The sequence below is a fragment of the Amycolatopsis sp. lyj-109 genome (genome assembly GCF_046548995.1).
Taxonomy (GTDB): domain Bacteria; phylum Actinomycetota; class Actinomycetes; order Mycobacteriales; family Pseudonocardiaceae; genus Amycolatopsis.
In genome coordinates this window covers 146,091-166,856 of record NZ_JAJPWR010000021.1, presented here as the reverse complement: position 1 = coordinate 166,856, position 20,766 = coordinate 146,091, and the positions used below count along the sequence as shown (strand labels likewise).

20 protein-coding genes are annotated in these 20,766 nt (G+C 72.7%); 6 read left to right on the top strand and 14 right to left on the bottom strand.

Annotated elements, in window-relative coordinates; genetic code table 11:
* Positions 1-108: 108 nt before the first annotated feature.
* On the bottom strand, positions 109-1,305 hold the full coding sequence (locus ACLJQF_RS36945; protein WP_410614916.1) for an MFS transporter: 1,197 nt from the start codon (positions 1,303-1,305) through the stop codon (positions 109-111).
* Positions 1,302-2,078 (bottom strand): DeoR/GlpR family DNA-binding transcription regulator, encoded by a 777-nt coding sequence (locus ACLJQF_RS36940; RefSeq protein WP_410614915.1) that lies wholly within the window; start codon positions 2,076-2,078, stop codon positions 1,302-1,304. The genes ACLJQF_RS36945 and ACLJQF_RS36940 overlap by 4 nt, the downstream gene beginning before the upstream one ends.
* Positions 2,079-2,220: 142 nt before the next feature.
* Between ACLJQF_RS36940 and ACLJQF_RS36935 the strand changes: the two genes are divergently transcribed.
* On the top strand, positions 2,221-2,808 hold the full coding sequence (locus ACLJQF_RS36935; protein ID WP_410614914.1) for a TetR/AcrR family transcriptional regulator: 588 nt from the start codon (positions 2,221-2,223) through the stop codon (positions 2,806-2,808).
* Here ACLJQF_RS36935 and ACLJQF_RS36930 read toward each other — a convergent pair.
* Together ACLJQF_RS36930 and ACLJQF_RS36925 are read right to left on the bottom strand one after the other, a co-directional pair.
* Entirely contained in the window at positions 2,805-3,905 is a 1,101-nt protein-coding gene (locus ACLJQF_RS36930; protein WP_410614913.1) for a Gfo/Idh/MocA family protein, read from the bottom strand. The two genes, ACLJQF_RS36935 and ACLJQF_RS36930, sit on opposite strands and share 4 nt — an antisense overlap.
* Positions 3,902-4,636 carry a sugar phosphate isomerase/epimerase family protein gene (locus ACLJQF_RS36925; RefSeq protein WP_410614912.1) on the bottom strand — a complete coding sequence of 245 codons (735 nt, stop codon included), beginning with the start codon at positions 4,634-4,636 and terminating at the stop codon, positions 3,902-3,904. The genes ACLJQF_RS36930 and ACLJQF_RS36925 overlap by 4 nt, the downstream gene beginning before the upstream one ends.
* Positions 4,637-4,855: 219 nt before the next feature.
* Between ACLJQF_RS36925 and ACLJQF_RS36920 the strand changes: the two genes are divergently transcribed.
* Positions 4,856-5,050, top strand: coding sequence for a hypothetical protein (locus ACLJQF_RS36920; protein WP_410614911.1), 195 nt, complete (start codon positions 4,856-4,858; stop codon positions 5,048-5,050).
* Positions 5,051-5,140: 90 nt separating this feature from the next.
* Complete coding sequence (locus ACLJQF_RS36915) at positions 5,141-5,995, top strand: SAM-dependent methyltransferase (protein ID WP_410614910.1); 855 nt, start codon at positions 5,141-5,143, stop codon at positions 5,993-5,995.
* Positions 5,996-5,999: 4 nt separating this feature from the next.
* On the opposite strand, the gene ACLJQF_RS36910 is transcribed toward ACLJQF_RS36915, so the two are convergent.
* From ACLJQF_RS36910 to ACLJQF_RS36870, 9 genes are all read right to left on the bottom strand, one after another.
* Positions 6,000-6,353: a CU044_2847 family protein gene (locus ACLJQF_RS36910; RefSeq protein ID WP_410614909.1), complete on the bottom strand. Its 354-nt coding sequence runs from the start codon at positions 6,351-6,353 to the stop codon at positions 6,000-6,002.
* Positions 6,354-6,377: 24 nt separating this feature from the next.
* On the bottom strand, positions 6,378-7,664 hold the full coding sequence (locus ACLJQF_RS36905; protein ID WP_410614908.1) for an ABC transporter substrate-binding protein: 1,287 nt from the start codon (positions 7,662-7,664) through the stop codon (positions 6,378-6,380).
* Positions 7,664-8,779: a hypothetical protein gene (locus ACLJQF_RS36900; protein ID WP_410614907.1), complete on the bottom strand. Its 1,116-nt coding sequence runs from the start codon at positions 8,777-8,779 to the stop codon at positions 7,664-7,666. Before ACLJQF_RS36900 ends, ACLJQF_RS36905 begins: the two co-directional genes overlap by 1 nt.
* Complete coding sequence (locus ACLJQF_RS36895; protein WP_410614906.1) at positions 8,776-10,197, bottom strand: vWA domain-containing protein; 1,422 nt, start codon at positions 10,195-10,197, stop codon at positions 8,776-8,778. Before ACLJQF_RS36895 ends, ACLJQF_RS36900 begins: the two co-directional genes overlap by 4 nt.
* A 4-nt stretch (positions 10,198-10,201) precedes the next feature.
* Entirely contained in the window at positions 10,202-12,433 is a 2,232-nt protein-coding gene (locus tag ACLJQF_RS36890; RefSeq protein WP_410614905.1) for a tetratricopeptide repeat protein, read from the bottom strand.
* On the bottom strand, positions 12,430-13,956 hold the full coding sequence (locus tag ACLJQF_RS36885) for a trypsin-like peptidase domain-containing protein (RefSeq protein ID WP_410614904.1): 1,527 nt from the start codon (positions 13,954-13,956) through the stop codon (positions 12,430-12,432). Before ACLJQF_RS36885 ends, ACLJQF_RS36890 begins: the two co-directional genes overlap by 4 nt.
* A 138-nt stretch (positions 13,957-14,094) precedes the next feature.
* Complete coding sequence (locus tag ACLJQF_RS36880; RefSeq protein ID WP_410614903.1) at positions 14,095-15,066, bottom strand: ABC transporter permease; 972 nt, start codon at positions 15,064-15,066, stop codon at positions 14,095-14,097.
* Entirely contained in the window at positions 15,063-15,947 is an 885-nt protein-coding gene (locus ACLJQF_RS36875; protein ID WP_410614902.1) for an ABC transporter ATP-binding protein, read from the bottom strand. The genes ACLJQF_RS36880 and ACLJQF_RS36875 overlap by 4 nt, the downstream gene beginning before the upstream one ends.
* A 10-nt stretch (positions 15,948-15,957) precedes the next feature.
* The gene (locus ACLJQF_RS36870) at positions 15,958-16,353 is read right to left on the bottom strand and encodes a GntR family transcriptional regulator (protein ID WP_410614921.1); all 396 of its coding nucleotides are present in this window, start codon (positions 16,351-16,353) and stop codon (positions 15,958-15,960) included.
* Between the two features lie 111 nt (positions 16,354-16,464).
* On the opposite strand from ACLJQF_RS36870, the gene ACLJQF_RS36865 reads away from it, so the two are divergent.
* From ACLJQF_RS36865 to ACLJQF_RS36855, 3 genes are all read left to right on the top strand, one after another.
* Positions 16,465-17,238, top strand: a complete 774-nt coding sequence (locus ACLJQF_RS36865; protein WP_410614901.1) for a cyclase family protein — start codon at positions 16,465-16,467, stop codon at positions 17,236-17,238.
* Entirely contained in the window at positions 17,235-18,854 is a 1,620-nt protein-coding gene (locus tag ACLJQF_RS36860; protein WP_410614900.1) for a thiamine pyrophosphate-binding protein, read from the top strand. Before ACLJQF_RS36865 ends, ACLJQF_RS36860 begins: the two co-directional genes overlap by 4 nt.
* 90 nt (positions 18,855-18,944) lie before the next feature.
* Positions 18,945-19,928 (top strand): hypothetical protein, encoded by a 984-nt coding sequence (locus ACLJQF_RS36855; protein ID WP_410614899.1) that lies wholly within the window; start codon positions 18,945-18,947, stop codon positions 19,926-19,928.
* 285 nt (positions 19,929-20,213) lie between these two features.
* Here ACLJQF_RS36855 and ACLJQF_RS36850 read toward each other — a convergent pair whose 3' ends face one another.
* Positions 20,214-20,654 carry an Lrp/AsnC family transcriptional regulator gene (locus ACLJQF_RS36850; protein ID WP_410614898.1) on the bottom strand — a complete coding sequence of 147 codons (441 nt, stop codon included), beginning with the start codon at positions 20,652-20,654 and terminating at the stop codon, positions 20,214-20,216.
* Positions 20,655-20,766 lie beyond the last annotated feature (112 nt).

The following is a 20,766-nucleotide window of genomic DNA, read 5'->3' as shown; positions in this document are numbered from 1 at the left end:
TCGTGAGTGGTAATTCGGGTTAGAACCCGAATTACCACTCACGACCACCAGCCACGGCAAACGGTGACCTTGTTCCCCCAGGTCACGCAAACAAGTGTCCCTGCAGTACTAGCACCGGACGGGCTGCGCGACCGGTTCCGGCTTCGGGCTCAGCACCCCGGCGAACACCGCCGCGAGCACGCACAGCACCACCGGCACCGCGAAGGTCACGTTCAACGGCATCCAGCGCGTCAGCCCGCCGATGACGGCCGGGCCCGCCAGCAGCCCGACGTACCCGAGGCCGACCACCCGGGCCATCAACGCGCCCGACGCCCGCGTGTCCAGGTTGCCCGCCGCCGTGAACAGCTGCGGGACACCGCCCGACAGACCCAGGCCGAACAGCGCCCAGCCGACCAGCGACAGCGGTACCCACGGCGCCGCCGCGGCCGTGGTCAGGCCCACCGCCGCCAGGATCGCGCCGTACCGGACGATCGCCGCCGGGCCGGCCCAGGCCGCGACGCGGTCGGTCAGGAACCGGCCGGTCGTCATCGCCACCGCGAACGCGCCGTACGCCAGCGCCGCCGTCGACGCCGAAGTGCCGAGCACCTTCTCCATGTGCAGCGCGGCCCAGTCGTTCGCGACGCCCTCCGACAGCATCAGCGCCAGCGCCAGCAGGCCGAGCAGCCAGACCGTGCGGCCCGGGGGCCTGCGCGTGACGACCGGCTCGGACGCGTCGGAAGAGGCGACGACGGCAGGCACATCAGCAGGTTCCATCAGGAATCGCGCCGACAGCACGGAAAGCAGCACGCACAGCAGGCCCGCGCCGGTCAGCGTCACCCCGGTGGGCACGCCCGCTTTGAGCGTCGCCGCGCCGATGACCGCGGCGATCGCGCCGCCGATCGACCACACCGCGTGGAACGCCGCCATGATCGGGCGCGGGTAGGCCCGTTCCACGACCACCGCGTGGGAGTTCATCCCGACGTCGATCGCACCGTTGCCGAAACCGAAGAAGATCAGCGACAGGCCCAATGCCCACCACGAGTTCGCGAACCCGGGCCCGCACACGCCGAGGCCGACCAGGATCCCGCCGGCCGGCACCAGCCGCCGGTGCCCGAGCCGGTCGACGAGCGGGCCGGCCACCTGCATGCCGGCGAACGCGGCGCCGCCGAGCACCAGCAGCAGCGCGCCCAGCGTGCTGTGCGAGATGCCGGTCGCGCGCTCGACGTTCGGGATGTGCACCACCCACATGCCCATCGCGAACCCGTTGAGGCCGAAGAACATGAAGGTCGCGAACCGGGCGGCGCGCGGGCGGGGCGGGACGGTCATCGGCTCTCCAGGGGGACGGCAACGTGCACCAGCACGCCGCGCTCGGTCAGCGCGGCCCGCAGGTCTTCGGGTGCGCCGGGGTCGGTGATCACGACGTCGGCGCGGTCGGCGGGACAGACGCAGGCGAACGCGGACCGGCCCCACTTGGCGCCGTCGGCGAGCACGATCGCCCGCGCCGAGACGTCGAGGGCGGCCCGCTTGACCTCGGCGTCGTCCAGGTCGAAGGCGGTGAGTCCCGAGCCGAGGTCGAACGCGCAGGGGCTCAGCACGGCGACGTCGAACCGCAGGGCCCGCAGCGACGCGCGCGTCAGCGGGCCGATCAGGGCCTGCTCCCCCGGCCGCGCTTCACCACCGGGCAGCAGCAGCCGGACGCCGGGGACCTCGGCCAGTTCCCGGGCCGCGTGCAGGGACAGCGGCATCACGGTGATCGGGCGCCCGCGCAGCAGCCGCGCCAGCTCCAGCGCCGTCGTGCCGCTGTCGAGGACGACGGTCTCGCCGTCGCGGATCAGCTCGGCCGCCGCGGCGGCGATGGCCCGCTTCGCCGCGATCCCGGCCGTCGCGCGCGCCGCGAACGGCGGCTCGACCCCGGACGGCTTGGCCGCGACCGCGCCGCCGTGCACCCGGCGCAGCACGCCCCGGGACGCCAGGTGGTCGAGGTCGCGGCGGACGGTCATCTCCGACGCCCCGGTCGCTTCGGCCAGCTCGGCGACACCCACCTGGGCGACATCGCGCAACCGCTCCACGATCACCTGCTGCCGCTCTGCGCTCTTCACGCCGTGATGTTCGCAATCCGGGCGCGCTCGCACAACCGGTTTGTTCGTTCGCTCACGCGGCATGTGCGAACCACCACTCTTGCGCAAACCGGCACTGGGGCATGATGGGCGGCGTGCACGCCGCCGAGACCACCGCGACCCCGTGACCGGGGGCTACCTGAAGGGCCGGATCCGCCGCGAAGACATCATCACGGCGGCGGCCGCGGCGTACGGCGAACTCGGTTACCACGGCTCGTCGTTGCGCGAGATCGCCAAGCGCGTCGGGATTTCGCACGCCGGCCTCCTCTATTACTTCCCCACCAAGGAAGCCCTGCTCGCCGCCGTCCTCGAACGCCGCGACGCCGAGGACTCCGAGCGCGAGCAGCTCACCGTGCCACCCGGCCTCGAGGTCCTGCGCCACTTCGTCGCGCTCGCCGAGCACAATGTCCGCCACCCGGGAATCGTCGACCTCTACTCGCGGCTCGCTGCCGAAGCGGTCGCCCCGGACCACCCGGCGCACGAGTACTTCGTCCGCCACTACCGGGCCGCGCGCGACGGCGTCCACGAGTCGTTCGAAGCCCTCGCCGCCCGCGGTGAGCTGCGGGACGGCGTCGAGCCCGCGTTGGCCGCGCTGACGTTCATCGCACTGATGGACGGCCTGCAGGTGCAGTGGCTGACCGTGCCCGGCGACGTCGACCTGGTCGGCTCGCTGCGCTTCTACCTGCAGAACCTGCTCTCCGTCCCGCTCTAAAGGGTTTTCGCATACGGGTCCCATCCCGCCGGCAGCAGCGGCGGGACGTCGACGGTGCTCGCCACCTCCACGGTCTGCCCGCGCGTCATGGATTCGTCGATGGCCAGCATCGCGTCGAGCACGTGGTAGGCCAGCTCGCCGGACGCGCGTTCCGGCGTGCCGGCCCGGATCGCCCGCGCCAGTTCCAGCGCGCCGGTGCCGCGCGAAGCCGCATGTCCTTGTGGCGCCAGCTCTTCCGGCTCGTCCCGGTCGAGCAGGTGCAGCCGGGTCGGCTCGTCGAACCGGTTGGGGTCCGGCAGCACGGCGGTGCCGAGCGTGCCGGTCAGCTCGGCCAGCGCGGGCCGCTTGAGCGCCGAGTCGAAGCTCAGGACCAGCTGGGCCGACGCGCGTTCGAACTCGACGAGCGCGGTGACGGTGGTCGCCACCGACACGGGGAACTCCGTGCCCGCCCGCGGCCCGGAGCCGACCACCCGGGTGTCGCGCGCCCGCCCGCCGGCCCCGGTGACGCGCCGGATCGGACCGAGCAGGTGCACCAGCGCCGTCAGGTAGTACGGGCCCATGTCGAGCAACGGCCCGCCGCCGGGCTGGAAGTAGAACTCCGGCGCCGGGTGCCAGCGTTCCGGGCCCGGCACCTGGAACAGCGCCAGCGCGGTCAGCGGACGCCCGATCCGGCCCGAATCCACGGCCTGCCGCGCGGTCTGCAACGCGGCGCCGAGCACGGTGTCGGGCGCGCTCGCCACGCGCAGGTTCTTCTCCCGGGCGCGATCGAGGAGCTTGCGGCCGGTCTGGCGGTCCAGCGCCAGTGGCTTCTCCGTCCACACGTGCTTGCCCGCCTCGAGCGCGGCGAGCCCGACGTCGGCGTGCGCGGCCGGGACGGTCAGGTTGACGACCAGCTCGACGTCCGGGTCGTCCAGCAGCTCGGCCACGGTGCCCGCGTGCGGGACGCCGTACTCGGCCGCCCGCGCGGCGGCGCGAGCCGTGTCGAGGTCGGCGACGCGCACCACGCGGACGTCCGGGAAGGCGGTGAGGTTCTCGAGGTAGCTGCCGCTGATGACGCCGGTGCCGATGATCCCGACACCGACCGGCCCGCCGGTCACCGGCCCGCGCCGGTCAGGAAGGCGTGGCTGGCGGCGATGGCCTCGAAGAGGTCGCCGTCGAAAGCGTCGAACTCGACCACACGCAGCGCATCCGGCGCGGCGGCCAGGATCTCGGCGAGCGGCACCTGGCCCTGGCCGGCCGGGACCTGGCCGGTGGCGTCGGTGGCGAGCCCGCCGTCCTTGACGTGGATGGCCCGCACCCGGTCGCCGAGCCGCCGCAGCAGGGCGGCCGCGTCTTCGCCGCCCGCGGTGGCCCAGTACGCGTCGACCTCGAGGGCGACCGCCGGGTCGAGCTGCTCGGCGAACACCTCGAAGGCGCTGCGGCCGTCGATCCGGGATTCCAGTTCCCACCAGTGGTTGTGGTAGCCGACGCGGATGCCGTGCTCGGCCGCGAGCTTCGCGGCGGCGTTGAGCGCCGCCGCCGTGGCCGCGATGTCGCCCGCGTCCTGCCACCGCTCGGGCGGCACGAACGGGTCGATCACCAGGCCGATGCCCAGTTCGGTGGCCGCGGCGAACACGGCGTGCTGGTCGGCGCCGAGCAGCTGCGCGTGCGCGGTCGGTGCGGTCAGGCCGTTGGCGGGCAGCCCGGCTCGCAGTGCTTCGGCGTTTTCGAGGACGCCGTACGGCTCGACCTGCGTGAAGCCGATCGCGGCGAGCCGGCGCAGGGTGCCGGCGGGATCGGCCGCGAAGGCGTCGCGGACCGAATACAGCTGCACGGAAGGCACGCTCATCACCGGCTTCTCCACTTCTCCGTGGCGGCCGTCCGCTACGGCTCCTCAATTTCTACCACTTGGTCAAAATTGCCACCAGGGGTTTCCCGGCGGGTCCACCGGACGGCGGCATGCGAGACCGTCCGTGCCCCGGCTCACGCGAACGGGCGTTTTGGCTGCCCCCGAATGGGGCAGTAACGCCAAGAGCAGGCAGCCAGGCCGATCCGGGAGGTGCCGCCAGTGGACAGGGCAGGGGACGAAAGGGACACGGGGGCAGCCGCCGGGCGCCCGGCGGCCCGTCGCGACCTGACGGACCTGTCCGAGGCCGCGCGCGACCTCGACCGGCGGATCGACCAGCACCTCGAGCGGCTGCGCCGCGAACGCGTCCAGCGCGCCGCCGACATCCCCGACCAGCGAGTGCGCCGGCTGGGGTAGCCGAACGGGCCACCTCGCGTTCACCGCGGGAACGCGGCCTACTACTCTGGGTGGCCCCCACGCCGCCCGCCGAAGTCCTGCGAGGTCGCCATGTCCGACACGTCGCCCGCACTGTCCCCGAGCCAGACGCCGGTGGGGGTCGACCCCGCCCGGCCGAGCATCGCGCGGATCTACGACGGGTTCCTCGGCGGCCACAACTTCTACGAAGTCGACCGCGCGGTGATGGAGAAGATCCGCGCGGCGGTCCCGGAAGCGGTGGACATCGCCCGCGGCAACCGCGGGTTCCACAACCGCGCACTGCGGATGCTGGCCAACCAGACGAAGATCCACCAGTACGTCGACTGCGGGTCCGGGCTGCCGACGGCCGAGAACACCCACCAGATCGTGCAGCGCATCGACAAGGACAACACGGTCGTCTACCTCGACAACGACCCGGTGGTCCTCGCCCACGGCCGCGCGCTGCTCGTCGAGAACGACTTCACGCACATGGTCGAGGCGGACATCTTCAAGCCGCAGGAAGTCCTGGGCCACGAAGAAGTCCTGGCGCACGTCGACTTCTCCGAGCCGGTCGCGCTGCTGCAGGTGGGCACGATGCACCACTACGAGGGCGACGGCGTCTTCGAGATCATGCGCGAGTACGTCGACGCGCTGCCGTCCGGCTCGTACGTGGTGCTGTCGCACTTCTTCGATCCCGAGGTGCCGGAGCTGACCGCGATCGCCAAGCGGATCGAGCAGATCCTCGTCCAGGGGCCGCTCGGCGCCGGGCGCTTCCGCACCCGCGCGGAGATCGAAGCCATGATGGCCGGCCTCGAGATCGTCCAGCCGAACGCGACGTCCGGCCCGGGCATGGCGGTCTGCGACGAGTGGTGGCCGGACGGCCCCCGGCTCACGCCGCTCAGCGGCTCGGCCCGGTGCGTCGCCGGGATCGTCGGCTACAAGCCGTAACGCCTCACCGGTCCGGTTCCTCGGCCGGCGCCTCCTCCGTCGGCACGACCCCGTCGCGCACCCACTTCAGCTTGACCTCGAACTGGCCCTGCAGCCCGGTGCGCGCGATCACGGCCCCGGCCTGGGCGTCGAGCTTGACGCCGAACTTGAGCTCGACCTCGTCCGGGCCGAGGTCGCGGAACTGGGCCAGCGCGGCGGAGGCGGCCGCACGGACCTCGCTCAGGGCGTGCTCGAAGGTCGTGGTCGCCTTGCGGAGCACCCCCGAAGGCACCGACGCCTGTTCCAGGCCCGGTTCCCCTTCGACCTCGACGACCACCGAACCGCCGTCGGCCAGCGGGAAACGCACGAACTCCTGCACCGGATCTCCTTCTCTCGCACGGATTCAGCACGGCAGGTCGAGCCATTGCTCCCGGCCGATGCCCCGGCGCACCTGTTCCAGCTCCCCGAGCAGGGTGTCCAGCCGGTCCGGGTGGGCCAGGTACTCCAGCACCGCCTGGTAGAACGCGCTGGTCATCGCCGAAGGCATCAGGTCCGACGCGTCGAAGCACAGGTCGGTGCCGTTGGCCAGGGTCGTCGCGATCCGCTGGGTCACCTCGCTGCGGTAGACGTCCGGGCCGGCAAGACGCTGGTGCACCGAGAACGTCGTCCCGCCGGACGGCCAGATCCGCTGCCCCCGCTCCCCGGCCAGGTAGACCATGAGCCGGCGCGCGGCCGGGGTGTCGTGGAACATCCCGGCGAGGTCGGCCGAGACCTCGGAGCGCGCGGGCTTCCCGGTGCCCGGGAACGGGAAGAACCGGAAGTCCCGGTCGGGCACGGGCGGCCCGGCCGGCCGCGGGATCGCCTGGTAGCCACCGATCGCGAACGAGCCGAGGTGCTCCAGCAGGCAGCCGGGCGGCTCGGCGAACAGGCCACGGCCGGCGTCGGCGAACGAGGTGAGCAGAGCCGCCGTGCTGCCACCCCGCACCGCGCCCGGCGCGAGGACCAGCGTGCCCCAGCTCTGCCACGCGGTGCGCACGACCTCGTCGGTCCAGGCCAGCTCACCGGCCGCCCACGTGCGGTATTCGTCCGGGGCCTGGTGCAGCAGGATGTCCTCGAGCCAGTCGGTGCCCGGGAACCCGGAGTTCGGCGGCGCCCCCATGCCGAGGCACCACGGCTGCTGCCCGGCGGCGGAAAGCCGCCGGGAGGTCGCCACGAGCGCGTCCCAGGTGGCCGGCGGGTCTTCCCGGAACCGGTCCGGGGCGTACCAGACGATGCTCTTCAGATCCGCCTTCACCACGACCGTGTACGTCGTGTTCCCGCCGAGCTGCTGCAGTTTCCGCCAAGGCAGGCTGTACGCGGTGGTCGCGTCCGCGTCGAGGACGCCGTCGAGGGGTTTCAGCTGCCCGGCACGCGCGTAGCCCGCCAGCTCGGCCGGGTTGGACAGCACCGCCACGTCGGGCGGGGTGCCCTGCTGCAGGTCCCCGCGCAGCACCTGGTTCTGCGCACGGGTGCCCTGGTAGCGCGTGGGAATCCCGGTCTCCCGGGTGAACCCGTCGAGGACCCGCAGGAACGCCGTCTGCTCGGCGCCGGTCCACGACCCCAGCACGGTCACCGGCTCCGCGCCGGTCCCGGCGGAGCACCCGGAGATCAGGAGCACGAGGGCCAGCGCCGCACCGGCACCGCGCTTCATCACGGCTCTTTCCTCCCGCGGAACCGGTATTCGTCGAGACGGGGCTGCAGGCCACCGGCCGCGAGGACGCCGATCCCCGCGCCCAGCACCGGGATCCCGTACCCGAGCACACCGTTCCAGCCCGGTTCGGTGAATCCCGGGCCCAGCAACGCCGATTCGTCCACGGCACCCGGAGGTGCGTCCGCGACGGCGGGCGGGACGGGTGTCCCGGCGGAGAACGCGGTCACCGTGTGGCCGCACGCGGCCGCTCCCTCGATCCCGCACTGGGCGGTCAGCACGTGGGCGAGGGTCCACCGGGCCCGGCCGGCGGCGGCCGCGGTGGCCGCGGACCGCGCGTCGACGGTGTGCTCCAGCGCGGCACCGCCGTCCCGGGCGTCGGCTTGGATGCCGAGCAGCAGCGCCGTTCCCGCGCCCAGCAGCACGCACGCCACCGTGGCGGCCAGCAGCGCGGTGTTCACCGTGCGCCGGAACCGCCGGGCGAGGAACCGCTGGGCCCAGACGAGCGTGGCGAGCAGCAGCACCAGCGGAACCGCCCACAGGGCCGTGATCGCGGGACCCAGCCAGTTCGCCCCGAGCTGCTGGTCGAGGGCGGCGCGCTGAGCGGCCTCGAGCGCGTCGAGCTGGGCGAGGATCCCGTTCTCCGGCGCGGTCAGCAGGTCCGACGCGGACTGCAGGTCGCTCGCGGCGAGCGGGCCGCCCGCGTCCTGCCGGAAGTGGGCATCGGCCCGCCCGATGAAGCCGTTGTACGACGGCAGCAGCCCTTCGATCAACCGCAGTGTCTGGCTACCTGCCTCGCCCGCCGCATTGTGCTCGGCGACCTGGGCGAGCTGCTGGCTTGCCCGGGCGATTTCGTCCTCGTACTGCTCGCTGGGGCCGGTCAGGCGCGCTTGCCGGGTCTCGAACGCGGCCACCGCGGCGCGGTGCGCGGCCACGATCGCGTCCTTGGCCAGCGACACCTCGAGCACCGCGGGAGCGGTCCGTTCCCGCACCTCGGCGATGCTGGACCGCACGCCGAGGAAGGTCGCCAGCGCCGTGCCCAGCAGCAGCACGCTTCCCGCCACGAGCCCGAGCCGCAGCCACCACAGGGTCTGCCGGGTGGTGCTGGTCGCCGTCACGAGGCGGCTCCCGGTTCGAACGGTTCACTACAGTGCCCGCACCAGTTCGCCGTCGGGGGTGCTTTATGTCCACAGTGGACGCACTCGCGCGGGACGCCGCCGGGTTCGGGCGGGGTGACCGCGGCCGCGGGTTCCGCCGCGCCGGGGTAGGCCGAGATGGTCGACCCGAGCACCGCGGAGAAGCCGTCGCGCGGGCGCACGGCGTCCTTGATCGTGACGGTGCCGTCGTCGCGCACGTCGATCAACCGGCCCAGGCGCTTGAGGATCTCCGCGTTGCCCAGCTCGGTCGCCAGCCGGACCGCGGTGCCCCATTCACGGGCCGCCACCACCCGGTCGTCGCGCTCGAAGGCGTCCCAGCCGGCCCGGACCGCGCGGCCCAGCTCGGCCTGCCCGGTGACGCGGGCGACGTCGTCGTCCGGCACGCTGGAAAGCGCCAGATCGTCGGTCAGGTAGCCGACGACGGCCTGCTGCTCCGCGACCGGCTCGTCGGCGAACAGCGTGACGGCGCCCAGCAACCGGTCCTCGTACCGGCTCAGCTCCGCCGTCTCGACGTCGAGGCAGAGGTGGTACTCGCGCAGTTCGTCGCCCCAGGCCCCGGTGGGCAGCTCGAGCACCTGGCCTACCTTGTGGCACTGCGCGGTGAGGTCGACTTCGGTCGGGAAGACCTGCTTGACGAACCGCAGCCGGCTGTAGGGCATCGTGGTCATCCGCAACCGGACGTCCGGCACGGTCCGGCCCATCGCCCGCTCGACCAGGCGCCGGAAGTCGCCGGCGAGCTCGGCCTCCTCGAGGACGGCGTCCGCGCTGCCGCGCAGGACCGACGCGATGCGCTGCAGGTCCCGCGGTTCCCAGTCGTCGCCGATGCCCCGGGCGTCACAAGCGAACCGGCCCCGGCACCGGTCGAGGGCGGCGTCCAGCGCCCCCCGGTGGTCGGACTCGTTCTTGCCGTCGGTGAGCAACACCGCGTGCCGGATGGCGGCCGGGGTCTTCCCGAACAGGTCACGGGCCAGATCAAGCCACGTGCTCATCGCCGTGCCACCCCCGGCGATCAGGCCGGACGCCGCGGCCTTCGCCTCGTGCCGGGTCCGCTCGCCGGCCACCGCCAGGGGCGGCTCGGCCGGGTAGACGAGCCGGGCGCGGCTGGTGCATTCGACCACCCCGAACAGCACGCCGTCGCGCAGCGAGCCGATGGCCGCCCGGCAGGCGTGCCGCGCGGCCTCGATCTTCGTCGGCGGCCAGTCCATCGAGCTGGAGCAGTCGACCAGCAGCAGCTCGGCGGTCGGCGGCGGCCCGGCGGCGGGGACACCGGCGTCGCCCACCCGCACGGTGAGCACGACGTCCATCCGGTCGTCCGAGGGCGCCAGGTACTTGTTCTGGCTCAGCTGGAGGGTGAACGACGGGCGGTCCCGCTCGGGCATGCGATCACCTTCTCGTCTTCGGCCGGACGGAGTTCGCGAGGTCGACCAGCACGCCGTGTTCGTTCCGGTCGCGCGCCCGCTCGGCGAGCCGGCGCAGGGACTGTTCCAGCAGTGACCGCAGGCCGCGTTCGGAGACGCGCTCGCCGAGGAGCGCGCCGCCGTCCCAGCCTTCACCGCCGTCGAGCCCGGTCAGCGCGGCTTCGCGGACCAAGGCCTCCAGCCGGTCCCGGGCTTCCTGGTCGAGGTACAGCTCGGGCAGCCGCCGGGCGGCGTCGGCGAAGTCGTCCCGGCTCGGTGGCCCGGACGGCAGGCGCCCGGCCCGGATCCGCACGGCGGCGATCCGCGCGGCGTCGTAGTGGCGCGAGATCGGCGGCACGGCGTCGAGCAGGGCGACCGCGGTGTCGCGGCCGTGCGTGCGCAGGTGGCAGCGGGCCAGGCCGAAGGCGGCGCTGACCTGGCCGTGGTCGCGGTACCACACCGAGCGGTAGCAGCGCTCGGCCTGCTCGGTCTGCCCGCGCAGTTCGGCGCAGAACCCGAGCGCCAGCTTCGGGGCGATCTCGCCGGGCCAGCTGCGGTGCACCCGGTCGAACGCGGCCGTCGCCTGCTCGGTGTCGTCGCGGGCCAGTGCCAGGAGCCCGTGGTGCCACGCCGCCCGCCAGTCACGGGCGGCCTCGGTCCCGAGCTGTTCTTCGGCCTTCGCCAAGGCCGCGGCCGCGGCGCGCGCGTCCCCCAGCGCGACCTGTGCCCGCGTCCTGGCGAACTCGATCTCGACCGACGGCGCGCCGAACATCGCCAGCTTGCCCAGCCAGCGGTCCGGCCCGGGCGCACCCGCGACGGCGATGAACTCGGCCGCGGCGTCCTCGGGGGCGACCCGTGGGATCGGCAGCCGGCCGGCGCCGTCGGCGGCACCCGGCAGACCAAGCTCCAGCCGGCCATCCGGAGATCCCCCCTCCAGGTCACTTTCACGTGAAAGTGCCCCCTTGGCGGGGGTGTTGGCCCAGTGGTCGAGGCCGGGTACCGCGCCGAGGCCGTCGTCGAGCAGTTCCGCGGTGTCCTCGAACAGCGCCGACGGCGCCGGCCGTGGCCGTTCGTCGCGCAGCGAAAGGATTTCCCGGCGCACGCCGTCGAGCTGCTCGGCCATTTCCGACGCCGTGGCGAACCGCCGTTCGAACGGCGCGACGGCGCGTTCGAGCACGCGGTGGAGCGAGTCCAGTCCACCGGCGACCCGGTCCGGGTCGATGTCTTCGGCCGCGGCTTCGAGCAGCACCTGCAGCGTCCGGCCCACGGTGTGCAGGTCCGACCGCACGGTCAGGCCGTGCCGGGCGAGCTCGTGCGCCGGCGCCTGGAACCCTTCGGTGCCGACGCTCGGCCCGGCCGGTTCGTCGAGTGAGCGGGCCGCGCCGAGGTCGATGACCTTGACCCGTTTGTCGCCGTGGATCACGTTCTCCGGCTTCATGTCGCAGTAGAGCAGGCCTTCGCCGTGGAGATAGTCCAGGGCGCCGAGGATCGCCCGGCCGTAGACGATCACGTGCTCGACGCGCGGCGGCGGCCCCTGCTTCAGCAGGTCCCGCAGCGACCGGCCGCCGACGTACTCCATCACCAGGTAGGTGTCCGGTTCACCGCCGCCCGGCGGCACGTGCTCGACGAAGTCGCTGATCCGGACGATGTTCGGGTGGTCGAGCCGGACCAGCACGTCGCGCTCGACCCGCGCCATCGCACGCAGCACGGCGCTGCCGCTGTTGATCACGCCCTTGAGCGCGACGTGCTGGCCGGCGAGCGCGGTGTCGGCGGCCAGGTACACCCAGCCGAGCCCGCCCCGGGCGAAGCAGCCGAGGACGTCGTAGCGGTCGCCGACCCGCTCGCCGCGGTTCAGCTTCGGCAGGAAGGAAAAGGGCTCGCCGCAGTTTTCGCAGAACCCCTTGGCGAACGCCGGTTCGCCGGCGAAGGCGCGGCCGACGGGGTACCCGCAGTGGCCGCAGAACCGGTGCTGCTCGGGGTAGTCCGGGTTGGCGAGGACGAGCTTCTCCGGGTCCGGCACCTCGATCGCAGGCAGCGACTGGAAGTCCGCCTCGCCGCTCCAGAGTTCACCGCTGCGCCCGAGTTCACCACTGCGCCGGGTGCTCTCCGTGGCCGACGCCGCCGGTGGCTCGGCGGGCACCCGGCGGTGGCCGCACACCTCGCAGAACCCGATCGGCCCGACCGGACGGCCGTGGCACCACGCCGTTTCCGCCGTCATGCGCCCTCCAGCCGGCGGCGGACCGCCTGCACATACCGCTCGACCAGCCCGGCGGCGGCTTCCGGCTCGTCCGGCCTCGTGGTCAGCGCCGTCATGGCCGGGCGGTACAGCTCGGCCAGTTCTTCGTCCTCCATCAGGCCCGCATCGGTCGCTTTCGCGTTGTAGCCGCGCAGCCGTCCGTGCAGTTCGTCGTGCCGCGCGGCCAGCGCGTCGAGCTCGGCGTACAACCGCACCAGCGCCCACCGGGCCGCTTCCGCGTCCCGCTCGGTCGCCGCCAGGGCCCGCCGCACGCGGCCCGGTTCGATCCGCTCGCCCGCCGAGCGCAGTGCGGCCAGCCGCAGGCGCAGGTCGGCGGAACTGCCGGGCACCGCCACGCGCGAACCGAGCCGGGCGGCCCGTTCCCGCGTGCGGTCCTCCTCGTGCTCCACCATGTCGACCAGCAACGCCAGCCGGTCCAGCCGGCGCGCGTTCCGCTCGTGCTCCCAGCGCCGGGCCAGGCGCACGCCGGGCGAGTCTGGCCCGCTGAACTGGACCAGCACGGTCGCGCCCTTGTCCACCAGCGGCCGCACCACGTCGGTGAGCACTTCCTCCGGCGCGCGGGCGTCTTCGACGCCGGTCACCGCCACCGCGACGTCCTCCGGGTTGGTCGCCAGCACGGTGAGGACCTCGCCGGTGCTGATGCCGGCGCTGACGTGCTCGGCCACCTCGCCGGCGGTCTTGCCGGTCGCGTCCACGATCGCGGCGAGCCGCTCGCCGGAGACCGGGGATCCCCGGCGTTCGCGCCGCACCTGCGCCAGGAAGCCCTCCCGGACGGCGGAGTCGCGGTCCCCGATCACCACGATCAGCGGGCCGGCCGACGGCCGCGGCGGCTCGCCCACCCACCGGGCGACGTCCGGCACGTGCCGGACGATCACCTCGACCGGGATCAGGTAGGCGAGCCCCGCGCGTTCGTCGGTGTACTCGGTGACCACCATGCCGAGCACCGCGCCGGTCGCCTTGTCGATCACGCCGGCGCCGCTGAACCCGCGCCGCACGCGCTCGCCGGGCAGCGGCGAGTTGAGCTGGATCCACTCCCCGGCGGCGCCGGCCGGACCGGCCAGTTCGGCGTTGTTCACCCAGACGCCGTAGCGGTGCGGAGCCGGGAAGCCGTAGGTGTGGACCACCCGGTCGCGGACGGCACCGAGCCGCACCAAGGGAGCGCCGGGCACGTGGGGGAACGCTTCGACGAGGTCGAGCAGCGCGATGTCACCCCGGCCGTCCTCCGACGGCGGCACCCAGCAGCCGGGCCGCACGGCGGCGAGCGTCTCGGGCATTCCGGCCAGCCCGACGAACCGCACCAGCACGTGCGCCCCCGAAAGCGCTTCCTCCCCCGCGGCCTGCACGACGTGCGCGCAGGTGAGCACCGTGGATTCGCCCAGCAGCATCCCGGCGCCCAGTGCCCGGCCCGACGAGTGCACCAAGCACACTCGCCACGGTTCCGGATCCCCCGCGCGCCCCTCGGCAGAACCGTTGTGCTCCCTCACCGGGTGCGACCTTACGACCCGGCACCGACACTCCGGGGCGGGTTAGCCCGCTTACCCCCGCAGATCACCCGATCGGCCGCCGAACTCCGCGTGGCCGTGGGGAACTCACGAACCCGCGACGACGTTCGGTGAGTGGTGTCAGGCGATCGTGCGCAACCGGCGGAGGGCGAAGAAAACCAGCGCCGCCGCCAGGAGCACGAAGATCCCGGTCTCGATGCCCTGGAACAGCCAGAACCGGTCCCCCGGCTGGTACCGCAGCCAGTTGGTCGCGCCGGGGCCGGCCTCGGTGTCGAGGCAGCCGCCGGGCGGGCACGGGCCGATCTGGGCGTTCGGCAGCACCAGCTCCCCGGCCGCGTTGCGGACACCGAGGTCCATCACCCAGTCGCCCGACGCCGGATTCGGCGTCTGGCTTCCGCCCGGGGCGAACGTGAGGTTCTGCGCGGGCAGATACCGCGGCCGGGCGAAGACCTCGATCGCGACACGGACCACCGCGAACCCGACCAGGGCGATTCCCATGGCGGGCAGGACTTTCCGCCAGTACGTCCCGGCGAAGACGCCCAGCGCGAGCGCGAACAGCGTGTACGCGACCGGGACGATCCCCTGCACGTCGAACGACAGGTAGGTCAGCCGGCCGGCGCTCGCGCCGACCAGCGGCTCGAACCACCAGGACACCCCCAGCGCGTACCCGACCGCGAGCACGGCGGTGATCGCCCCGACCAGGCCGAACTTGGCCAGCGCCCAGTGCAGGCGGCTGACTCCCTGCGTCCACACCAGACGGTGGGTGCCCTGCTCGACCTCCCGCGCGACCAGCGGCGCGCCGAAGAACACGCCGACCAGCACCGGCAGCACCACGAACAGCACGGCGATCAGCATCATGCCGCCGAAATCCTGCTGGAACTGGTGGCTGAGGCTTTCGCAGCGCGAAGTCGCCTCGGTCTGCGTCATCAACGACGCGCTGCCGAACGTGGACCGGCACGCGCCGAGGCCGAGGCTGTCGTACTTCGCGTGCATCGTCAGGCCCGTGGGCACCATGATCGCCGCGAGCGCGGCCAGGGCGGCGAGGGTGAACAGCGCCTGCTTGCGGTGCTGCCGCCAGATCAGCCAGATCACGCCGGCACCTCCCACGCGGACGCGGGGACGCGGGTCTCCGCCTCGGCGAGGTGCGCCAGCACCACGTCTTCCAGGGTCACTTCGTGCTCCGTCCACAGTGGATCGATCGGGCCGTCGCCGCGGCGGACCAGCAGCGTCGACTGGCGTTCGGTGTGGCTCGCGCGGACCACCTCCGCCACGCCGGCGATGGACTCACTGCCGGCCCGCGGGCCGGTCAGCGTGCAGAAGCCGGTGAGCAGGTCGTCGACCGGGCCCGCCAGCCGGACCTGGGAGCGCTGCAGGACGATCAGGTGATCGCAGCTGCGTTCGAGGTCGGCGAGCAGGTGCGAGGACAGCAGGACGGTCGTCTCGCTGTCGGCCACGGCACCCATCAGCGTCTGCATGAACTCGCGGCGCGCGAGCGGGTCGAGGCTGGCGATGGGTTCGTCGAGCAGCAGCAGCCGCGGCCGTTTGGCCAGCGCCAAGGCCAGGGCGACCTGGGCGCGTTGCCCGCCGGACAGCTTGCCCACCGGCTTGTCCGGTGGGATGCCGAGCATGGCCAGCCGGTCGCGGGCCAGCGCGGCGTCCCAGCGGCGGCGGTTGAGCTTGCCGCCCATGATGACGAGCTCCGCCGCGGTGAAGTCGCGGTAGAGCGGAGTGTCCTGCGCGACGAACCCGATGTCTTCGAGCGCGGATCGCGGCGCACGCCCGAAGACGCGCACCTCGCCCGCGTCGGGTTTCAGCAGGCCGACGGCCAGGTGCAGCAGCGTCGTCTTGCCCGCGCCGTTCGGGCCGACCAGCGCGGCGATCCGCCCGGCAGGCACCTCCAGCGCGCAGTCGCGCAACGCCCAGGTGCGGCCGTAGCGCTTGCCCAGCGCCTCGGCTTCCACCGCCAGTTCCATTCCGGACTCCCTACGACAGGTCGTGCGGCACCCGGGTGCCGCGGATCGTGGTCTCGATGAGGGCGGCGATGTCGTCGGGCGACAGCCCCGCGGTTTCGGCGCGCTCCAGCCAGGCCACCAGCTCGTCGCGCAACTGCGCCTGGTGGCCCAGCGAAGGCCCGGCCAGGCTGCCGGTGACGAACGTGCCGACCCCCGGCTTGCCTTCGGCCAGCCCCTCCAGCACGAGCTCGCGGTAGGCCTTGAGCACGGTGTTCGGGTTGATCGCCAGCGCCTCGGCCACGTCACGCACCTTCGGCAGCTGGTCGCCGGGCCGCAGCAGGCCGACGCGCAGCGCCTGCTTCACCTGGACGACGAGCTGCATGTACGTGGCAACCCGGGAACGGCCGTCGAGGACGAACTCGATCACCCTGCCCACCCTCCTATTGTCTTACGACATTAAGACAACACCTGCCGGTGTACGACTGTCAAGGCACTAGGGTCTCGATCGACGGACGCACACCGGCACCGGGAGGCAGGCATGTCGTTGTTGGACGGGCTGAGCAAGGCGATCGCGGGCGGGGCGATCGAGATCGTCGACCTGACCGCTCCCCTGAGCTCGAGCACGCCGATCCTGCGGCTGCCGGAGCCGTTCGCCAACACGATCCCGTTCCGGCTGGAGGAGATCAGCCGCTACGACGAGCGCGGCCCGCGGTGGTACTGGAACGACATCCACACCGGCGAGCACACCGGCACCCACCTGGACGTCCCGGTGCACTGGGTGTCCGGAAAGGACGGTCACGACGTCTCGCAGGTACCACTGAAGACACTGGTGGCGCCGGCGGTCGTGCTCGACTTCTCCGCCCGGGTGGCCGAGGACCCGGACTTCCTGCTCTCGATCGACGACGTCCGCGCCTGGACGGCCGAGCACGGGCCGCTGCCCGACGGCGGCTGGCTGCTCTACCGCACCGGCTGGGACACCCGCAGCGGCGACCAGGAGGAGTTCCTCAACGCCGACGAAGCCGGCTCGCACACCCCCGGCGTCGCACCCGGGTGCGCGCGCTGGCTCGCCGAGGAAACGCCGATCACCGGGCTCGGCGTGGAAACGGTCGGCACCGACGCGGGACAGGCCCCCGGGCTCGAGCCGATGTTCCCCTGCCACGAGCTGCTGCTGGGCGCCGGGAAGCACGGCCTGACGCAGTTGCAGAACCTCGCGGCGCTGCCGCCGACCGGCGTGCTGCTGCTGGTCTCCCCGCTGCCGATCGTCGGCGGCTCGGGCAGCCCCGCCCGCGTGCTGGCCCTGGCCGAGCGGTGAACGTCGCCGAACTGGTCGGCCGGACGTTGGCCGGCCTCGGCGTCGGCACGGCGTTCGGCGTGGTGGGCAGCGGCAACTTCGAGGTGACCAACGCGCTGCGGGCGGGCGGCGTCCGGTTCGTCGCCGCCCGCCACGAGGGCGGCGCGGCGAGCATGGCCGACGCGTACGCCCGGATGAGCGGCAAGGTGTCGGTGCTGTCGCTGCACCAGGGCTGCGGCCTGACCAACGCGGTCACCGGGATCACCGAGGCGGCCAAGAGCCGCACGCCGATGCTGGTGCTCACGGCCGACTCCGCGGCCGCCTCGGTCCTGTCGAACTTCCGCATCGACCAGGACGGCCTGGCCGCGGCGGTCGGCGCGGTGCCGGAGCGCGTGCACTCGCCCGGGAGCGCGGTGGCCGACACGGTGCGGGCGTTCCGCACGGCACGCCAGCAGCGCCGGACGGTGGTGCTGAACCTGCCGCTCGACGTCCAGGCCGCATCGGCGCCCTCCTCGCCTGCTTTGCCCGACATCTCCGGCCCCGCTCCCGTGCGACCGGACGACGCTTCGGTGGCCGCGTTGGCGGATCTCCTGGCGGCCGCCGAGCGGCCGGTGTTCATCGCCGGCCGCGGCGCCCGCTCGAGCCGAGAGCCGTTGCGAGAGTTGGCTTCACGGTGCGGCGCGCTGCTGGCGACGTCCGCCGTGGCGCACGGTCTGTTCCACGACGATCCGTTCGCACTGGGCATCTCGGGCGGCTTCGCGTCCCCGGCGGCGGCCGAGCTGATCGTGGGCGCCGACCTGGTCGTCGGCTGGGGTTGCGCGCTGAACATGTGGACGACCCGCCACGGCAAGCTGCTCAGCCCACACGCGAAGCTGGTCCAGGTCGACGTGGAGCAGGCAGCGCTCGGTGCACACCGCCCGATCGACCTGGGCGTCGTCGGCGACGTCGCCTGCACCGCCGTCGATGTGCTCCCCTTGGCGCCGGAACGCGCGGGTTACCGCACCGACGAGGTGGCGGCCCGGATCGCGGCGGGACGCTGGAACGACGTCGAGCACGAGGACCTGTCCGGCGACGGCCGGATCGACCCGCGCACGCTGAGCAGGCTCCTGGACGAGCTGCTGCCGTCCGAGCGGATCGTCTCGATCGACTCGGGCAATTTCATGGGCTACCCGAGCGCATACCTGTCGGTGCCCGACGAGCAGGGGTTCTGCTTCACCCAGGCGTTCCAGAGCATCGGCCTCGGCCTCGGTACGGCGATCGGAGCGGCCCTGGCCCGCCCGGACCGCCTGCCGGTCCTGGGCACCGGCGACGGCGGCTTCCACATGGCACTGTCCGAACTGGACACCGCGGTCCGCCTGGGCCTGCCCTTGGTGGTGATCGTCTACAACGACGCGGCGTACGGAGCGGAGATCCACCACTTCGGCGACGCGGACATGACCACGGTCCGCTTCCCCGACTCCGACCTGGCGGCCATCGCCCGCGGCTTCGGCTGCACGGGCGTCACGGTGCGCTCGTCCGCGGATCTGCCGGCGGTGCGCGAGTGGCTGGCGGGACCGCGTCCGGCCCCGTTGGTGATCGACGCCAAGATCGCCGACGACGGCGGATCATGGTGGCTGGCGGAGGCATTCCGCCACTGACCCACCCTTGACACGGCTCCGGCGGCCCTGAATGCTGACCGAGTTGTCTTATAGTCGTAGGACAGTGGGGGAACTACTCGAGGAGCTCAGGTGCGACTCTTCCTGGCCGTACTCGCGGCCGCCATGCTGCTCGTCTCACCGGCGGACGCGGCCCAGCCGCGCCCCGACCCGGCGGCTGCCGTGCTGGCGGCGTTCGAGAGCCACGCGATCGTGGCGAAGTCCAGCCCGGACGTGGGAACGTTCGTGTTCGACCTGATCCGCGACCCGAGATTTCCGGGCCGGGTCGACGACATAGCGGTGGAGTGCGGCAACGCGCGTCTCCAGCCGGTGCTGGACGCGTACATCGCCGGGTCGGCGGTCCCGGAGATCAGCCACGTGTGGCGGGACACGACGCAGCCGAGCTGCGGCTTCTCGACGTTTTACGAGCAGCTGTTCGCCTTGGTCCGGCAGGTCAACACGACGTTGCCCGCGTCGCGGAAGATCCGGGTGCTGGCAACGGATCCGCCGATCGACTGGAGCCACGTCCGGTCGCCGGCGGACCTGGAGCCGTTCCTGGACCGGGACGCCTCGATCGTGTCGGTGGTGAAGACACAGGTGCTGCAGAAGAACCGGAAGGCGTTGATGTTGTTCGGCTTGGGTCACTTGACCCACGACGGAGGCAGCGGCGCGGTGGCCCAACTGGAACGCGAGTACCCGGGGGCGGCGTACGTGATCGCGGACCACCGCGGGTTCACGACGGACAACGCGCGCCTCGAGCAGCGGCTGGGTTCGTGGTCGGCTTTGGTGCCGCTGAAGGGTTCGTGGCTGGGATCGTTGGAGACGACGTACTTCCCGGTCAACCGGGACTACCCGCCGGGCACGCGGGGCTATCCGGGGGTGGATGCGTACCTGTACGAAGGCCCGGCGGATCTCTTGCTGCGCGAGCCGTTGTCGGCCCGGGCCGTCCTGGACGCGGACTACCTGGCCGAGCTCCGCCGCCGGGCCACGGCGATAGATGCACCGCCGGATTCGATCGAGTGGCCGGAGACGTTCTTCGAGCGGGAGCGAACGTCGGGAGTCCTGCTGCGCGGCTAATCAGTGTCGCACGGCTGAGGTTCGTCGACAGCGGCCCGCCTCAAGCGCCCCAAGGCGGCCTTGGTTGCGTCAGACGACGCTGTCGGCGAATTCGGGCGGGTGCGCCGAGGCCGATTCGGCGGCCAACTCACCCCCCGGAACGGCCAACTCGCCCCCCGCAGCGGCCAACTCGCCCAGCTCCCCGGCGTGTTGGCCGTTCCGGCCACTGAGTTGGCCGCTGCGGTCGGCGTATTGGCCGCTGCGGCCGGCACGAACCCAAATTCGCCAACAGCGGCGGCGTCACGGCTAACGCGACCAGGATTCCAGCGCGATCAACGTCTTCGTCCCCGTCACCTGGTGGTGCCGGCGGATCTCGTCGATCGTCTTCTGCAGGTGGGCCATGTCCCGGACCCGCAGCCACACCAGCGCGTCCGGGTCGCCCGCGATCGTGAACACCGCCTGGGCCTCCGGCATCCGCGTGGTCGTCCGGAGGATCTCGGCCACCTTCGTGTTGCCCACGAACCGCAGCTCGGTGAACGCCTCGATCCCCCAGCCCAGTTTCGCGTGGTCGACCTGGACCGTGAAGCCGGTGATCACCCCGCTCTCCCGCAGCCGGTCGATGCGCCGCTTGACCGCCGCCGTGGAGAGCGTGACGCGGCCGGCGATGTCGGACAGCGTGCGGCGGGCGTCCTCGCGCAGCAGGCCGAGGATCTCGTGGTCGGTGACGTCGAGCAGCTCTTCGGGCATGCGTCAAAGCCTAAGCTCACGCAAAAATCGGCGTCAAATTCAACCGAAGCGCGAAAAACCTTGCGCGCGGATCAGTAAAGTGACCATGCCTGTTGCGTCGCTGTGGCCCACG

Bases quoted from the DNA above. Each gene is read 5' to 3' on its own strand.
- ACLJQF_RS36945 (WP_410614916.1), bottom strand. From the start codon at position 1,305: ATGACCGTCCCGCCCCGCCCGCGCGCCGCCCGGTTCGCGACCTTCATG.
- ACLJQF_RS36925 (WP_410614912.1), bottom strand. From the start codon at position 4,636: ATGAGCGTGCCTTCCGTGCAGCTGTATTCGGTCCGCGACGCCTTCGCG.
- ACLJQF_RS36915 (WP_410614910.1), top strand. From the start codon at position 5,141: ATGTCCGACACGTCGCCCGCACTGTCCCCGAGCCAGACGCCGGTGGGG.
- ACLJQF_RS36905 (WP_410614908.1), bottom strand. From the start codon at position 7,664: ATGAAGCGCGGTGCCGGTGCGGCGCTGGCCCTCGTGCTCCTGATCTCC.
- ACLJQF_RS36895 (WP_410614906.1), bottom strand. From the start codon at position 10,197: ATGCCCGAGCGGGACCGCCCGTCGTTCACCCTCCAGCTGAGCCAGAAC.
- ACLJQF_RS36890 (WP_410614905.1), bottom strand. From the start codon at position 12,433: ATGACGGCGGAAACGGCGTGGTGCCACGGCCGTCCGGTCGGGCCGATC.
- ACLJQF_RS36875 (WP_410614902.1), bottom strand. From the start codon at position 15,947: ATGGAACTGGCGGTGGAAGCCGAGGCGCTGGGCAAGCGCTACGGCCGC.
- ACLJQF_RS36865 (WP_410614901.1), top strand. From the start codon at position 16,465: ATGTCGTTGTTGGACGGGCTGAGCAAGGCGATCGCGGGCGGGGCGATC.
- ACLJQF_RS36850 (WP_410614898.1), bottom strand. From the start codon at position 20,654: ATGCCCGAAGAGCTGCTCGACGTCACCGACCACGAGATCCTCGGCCTG.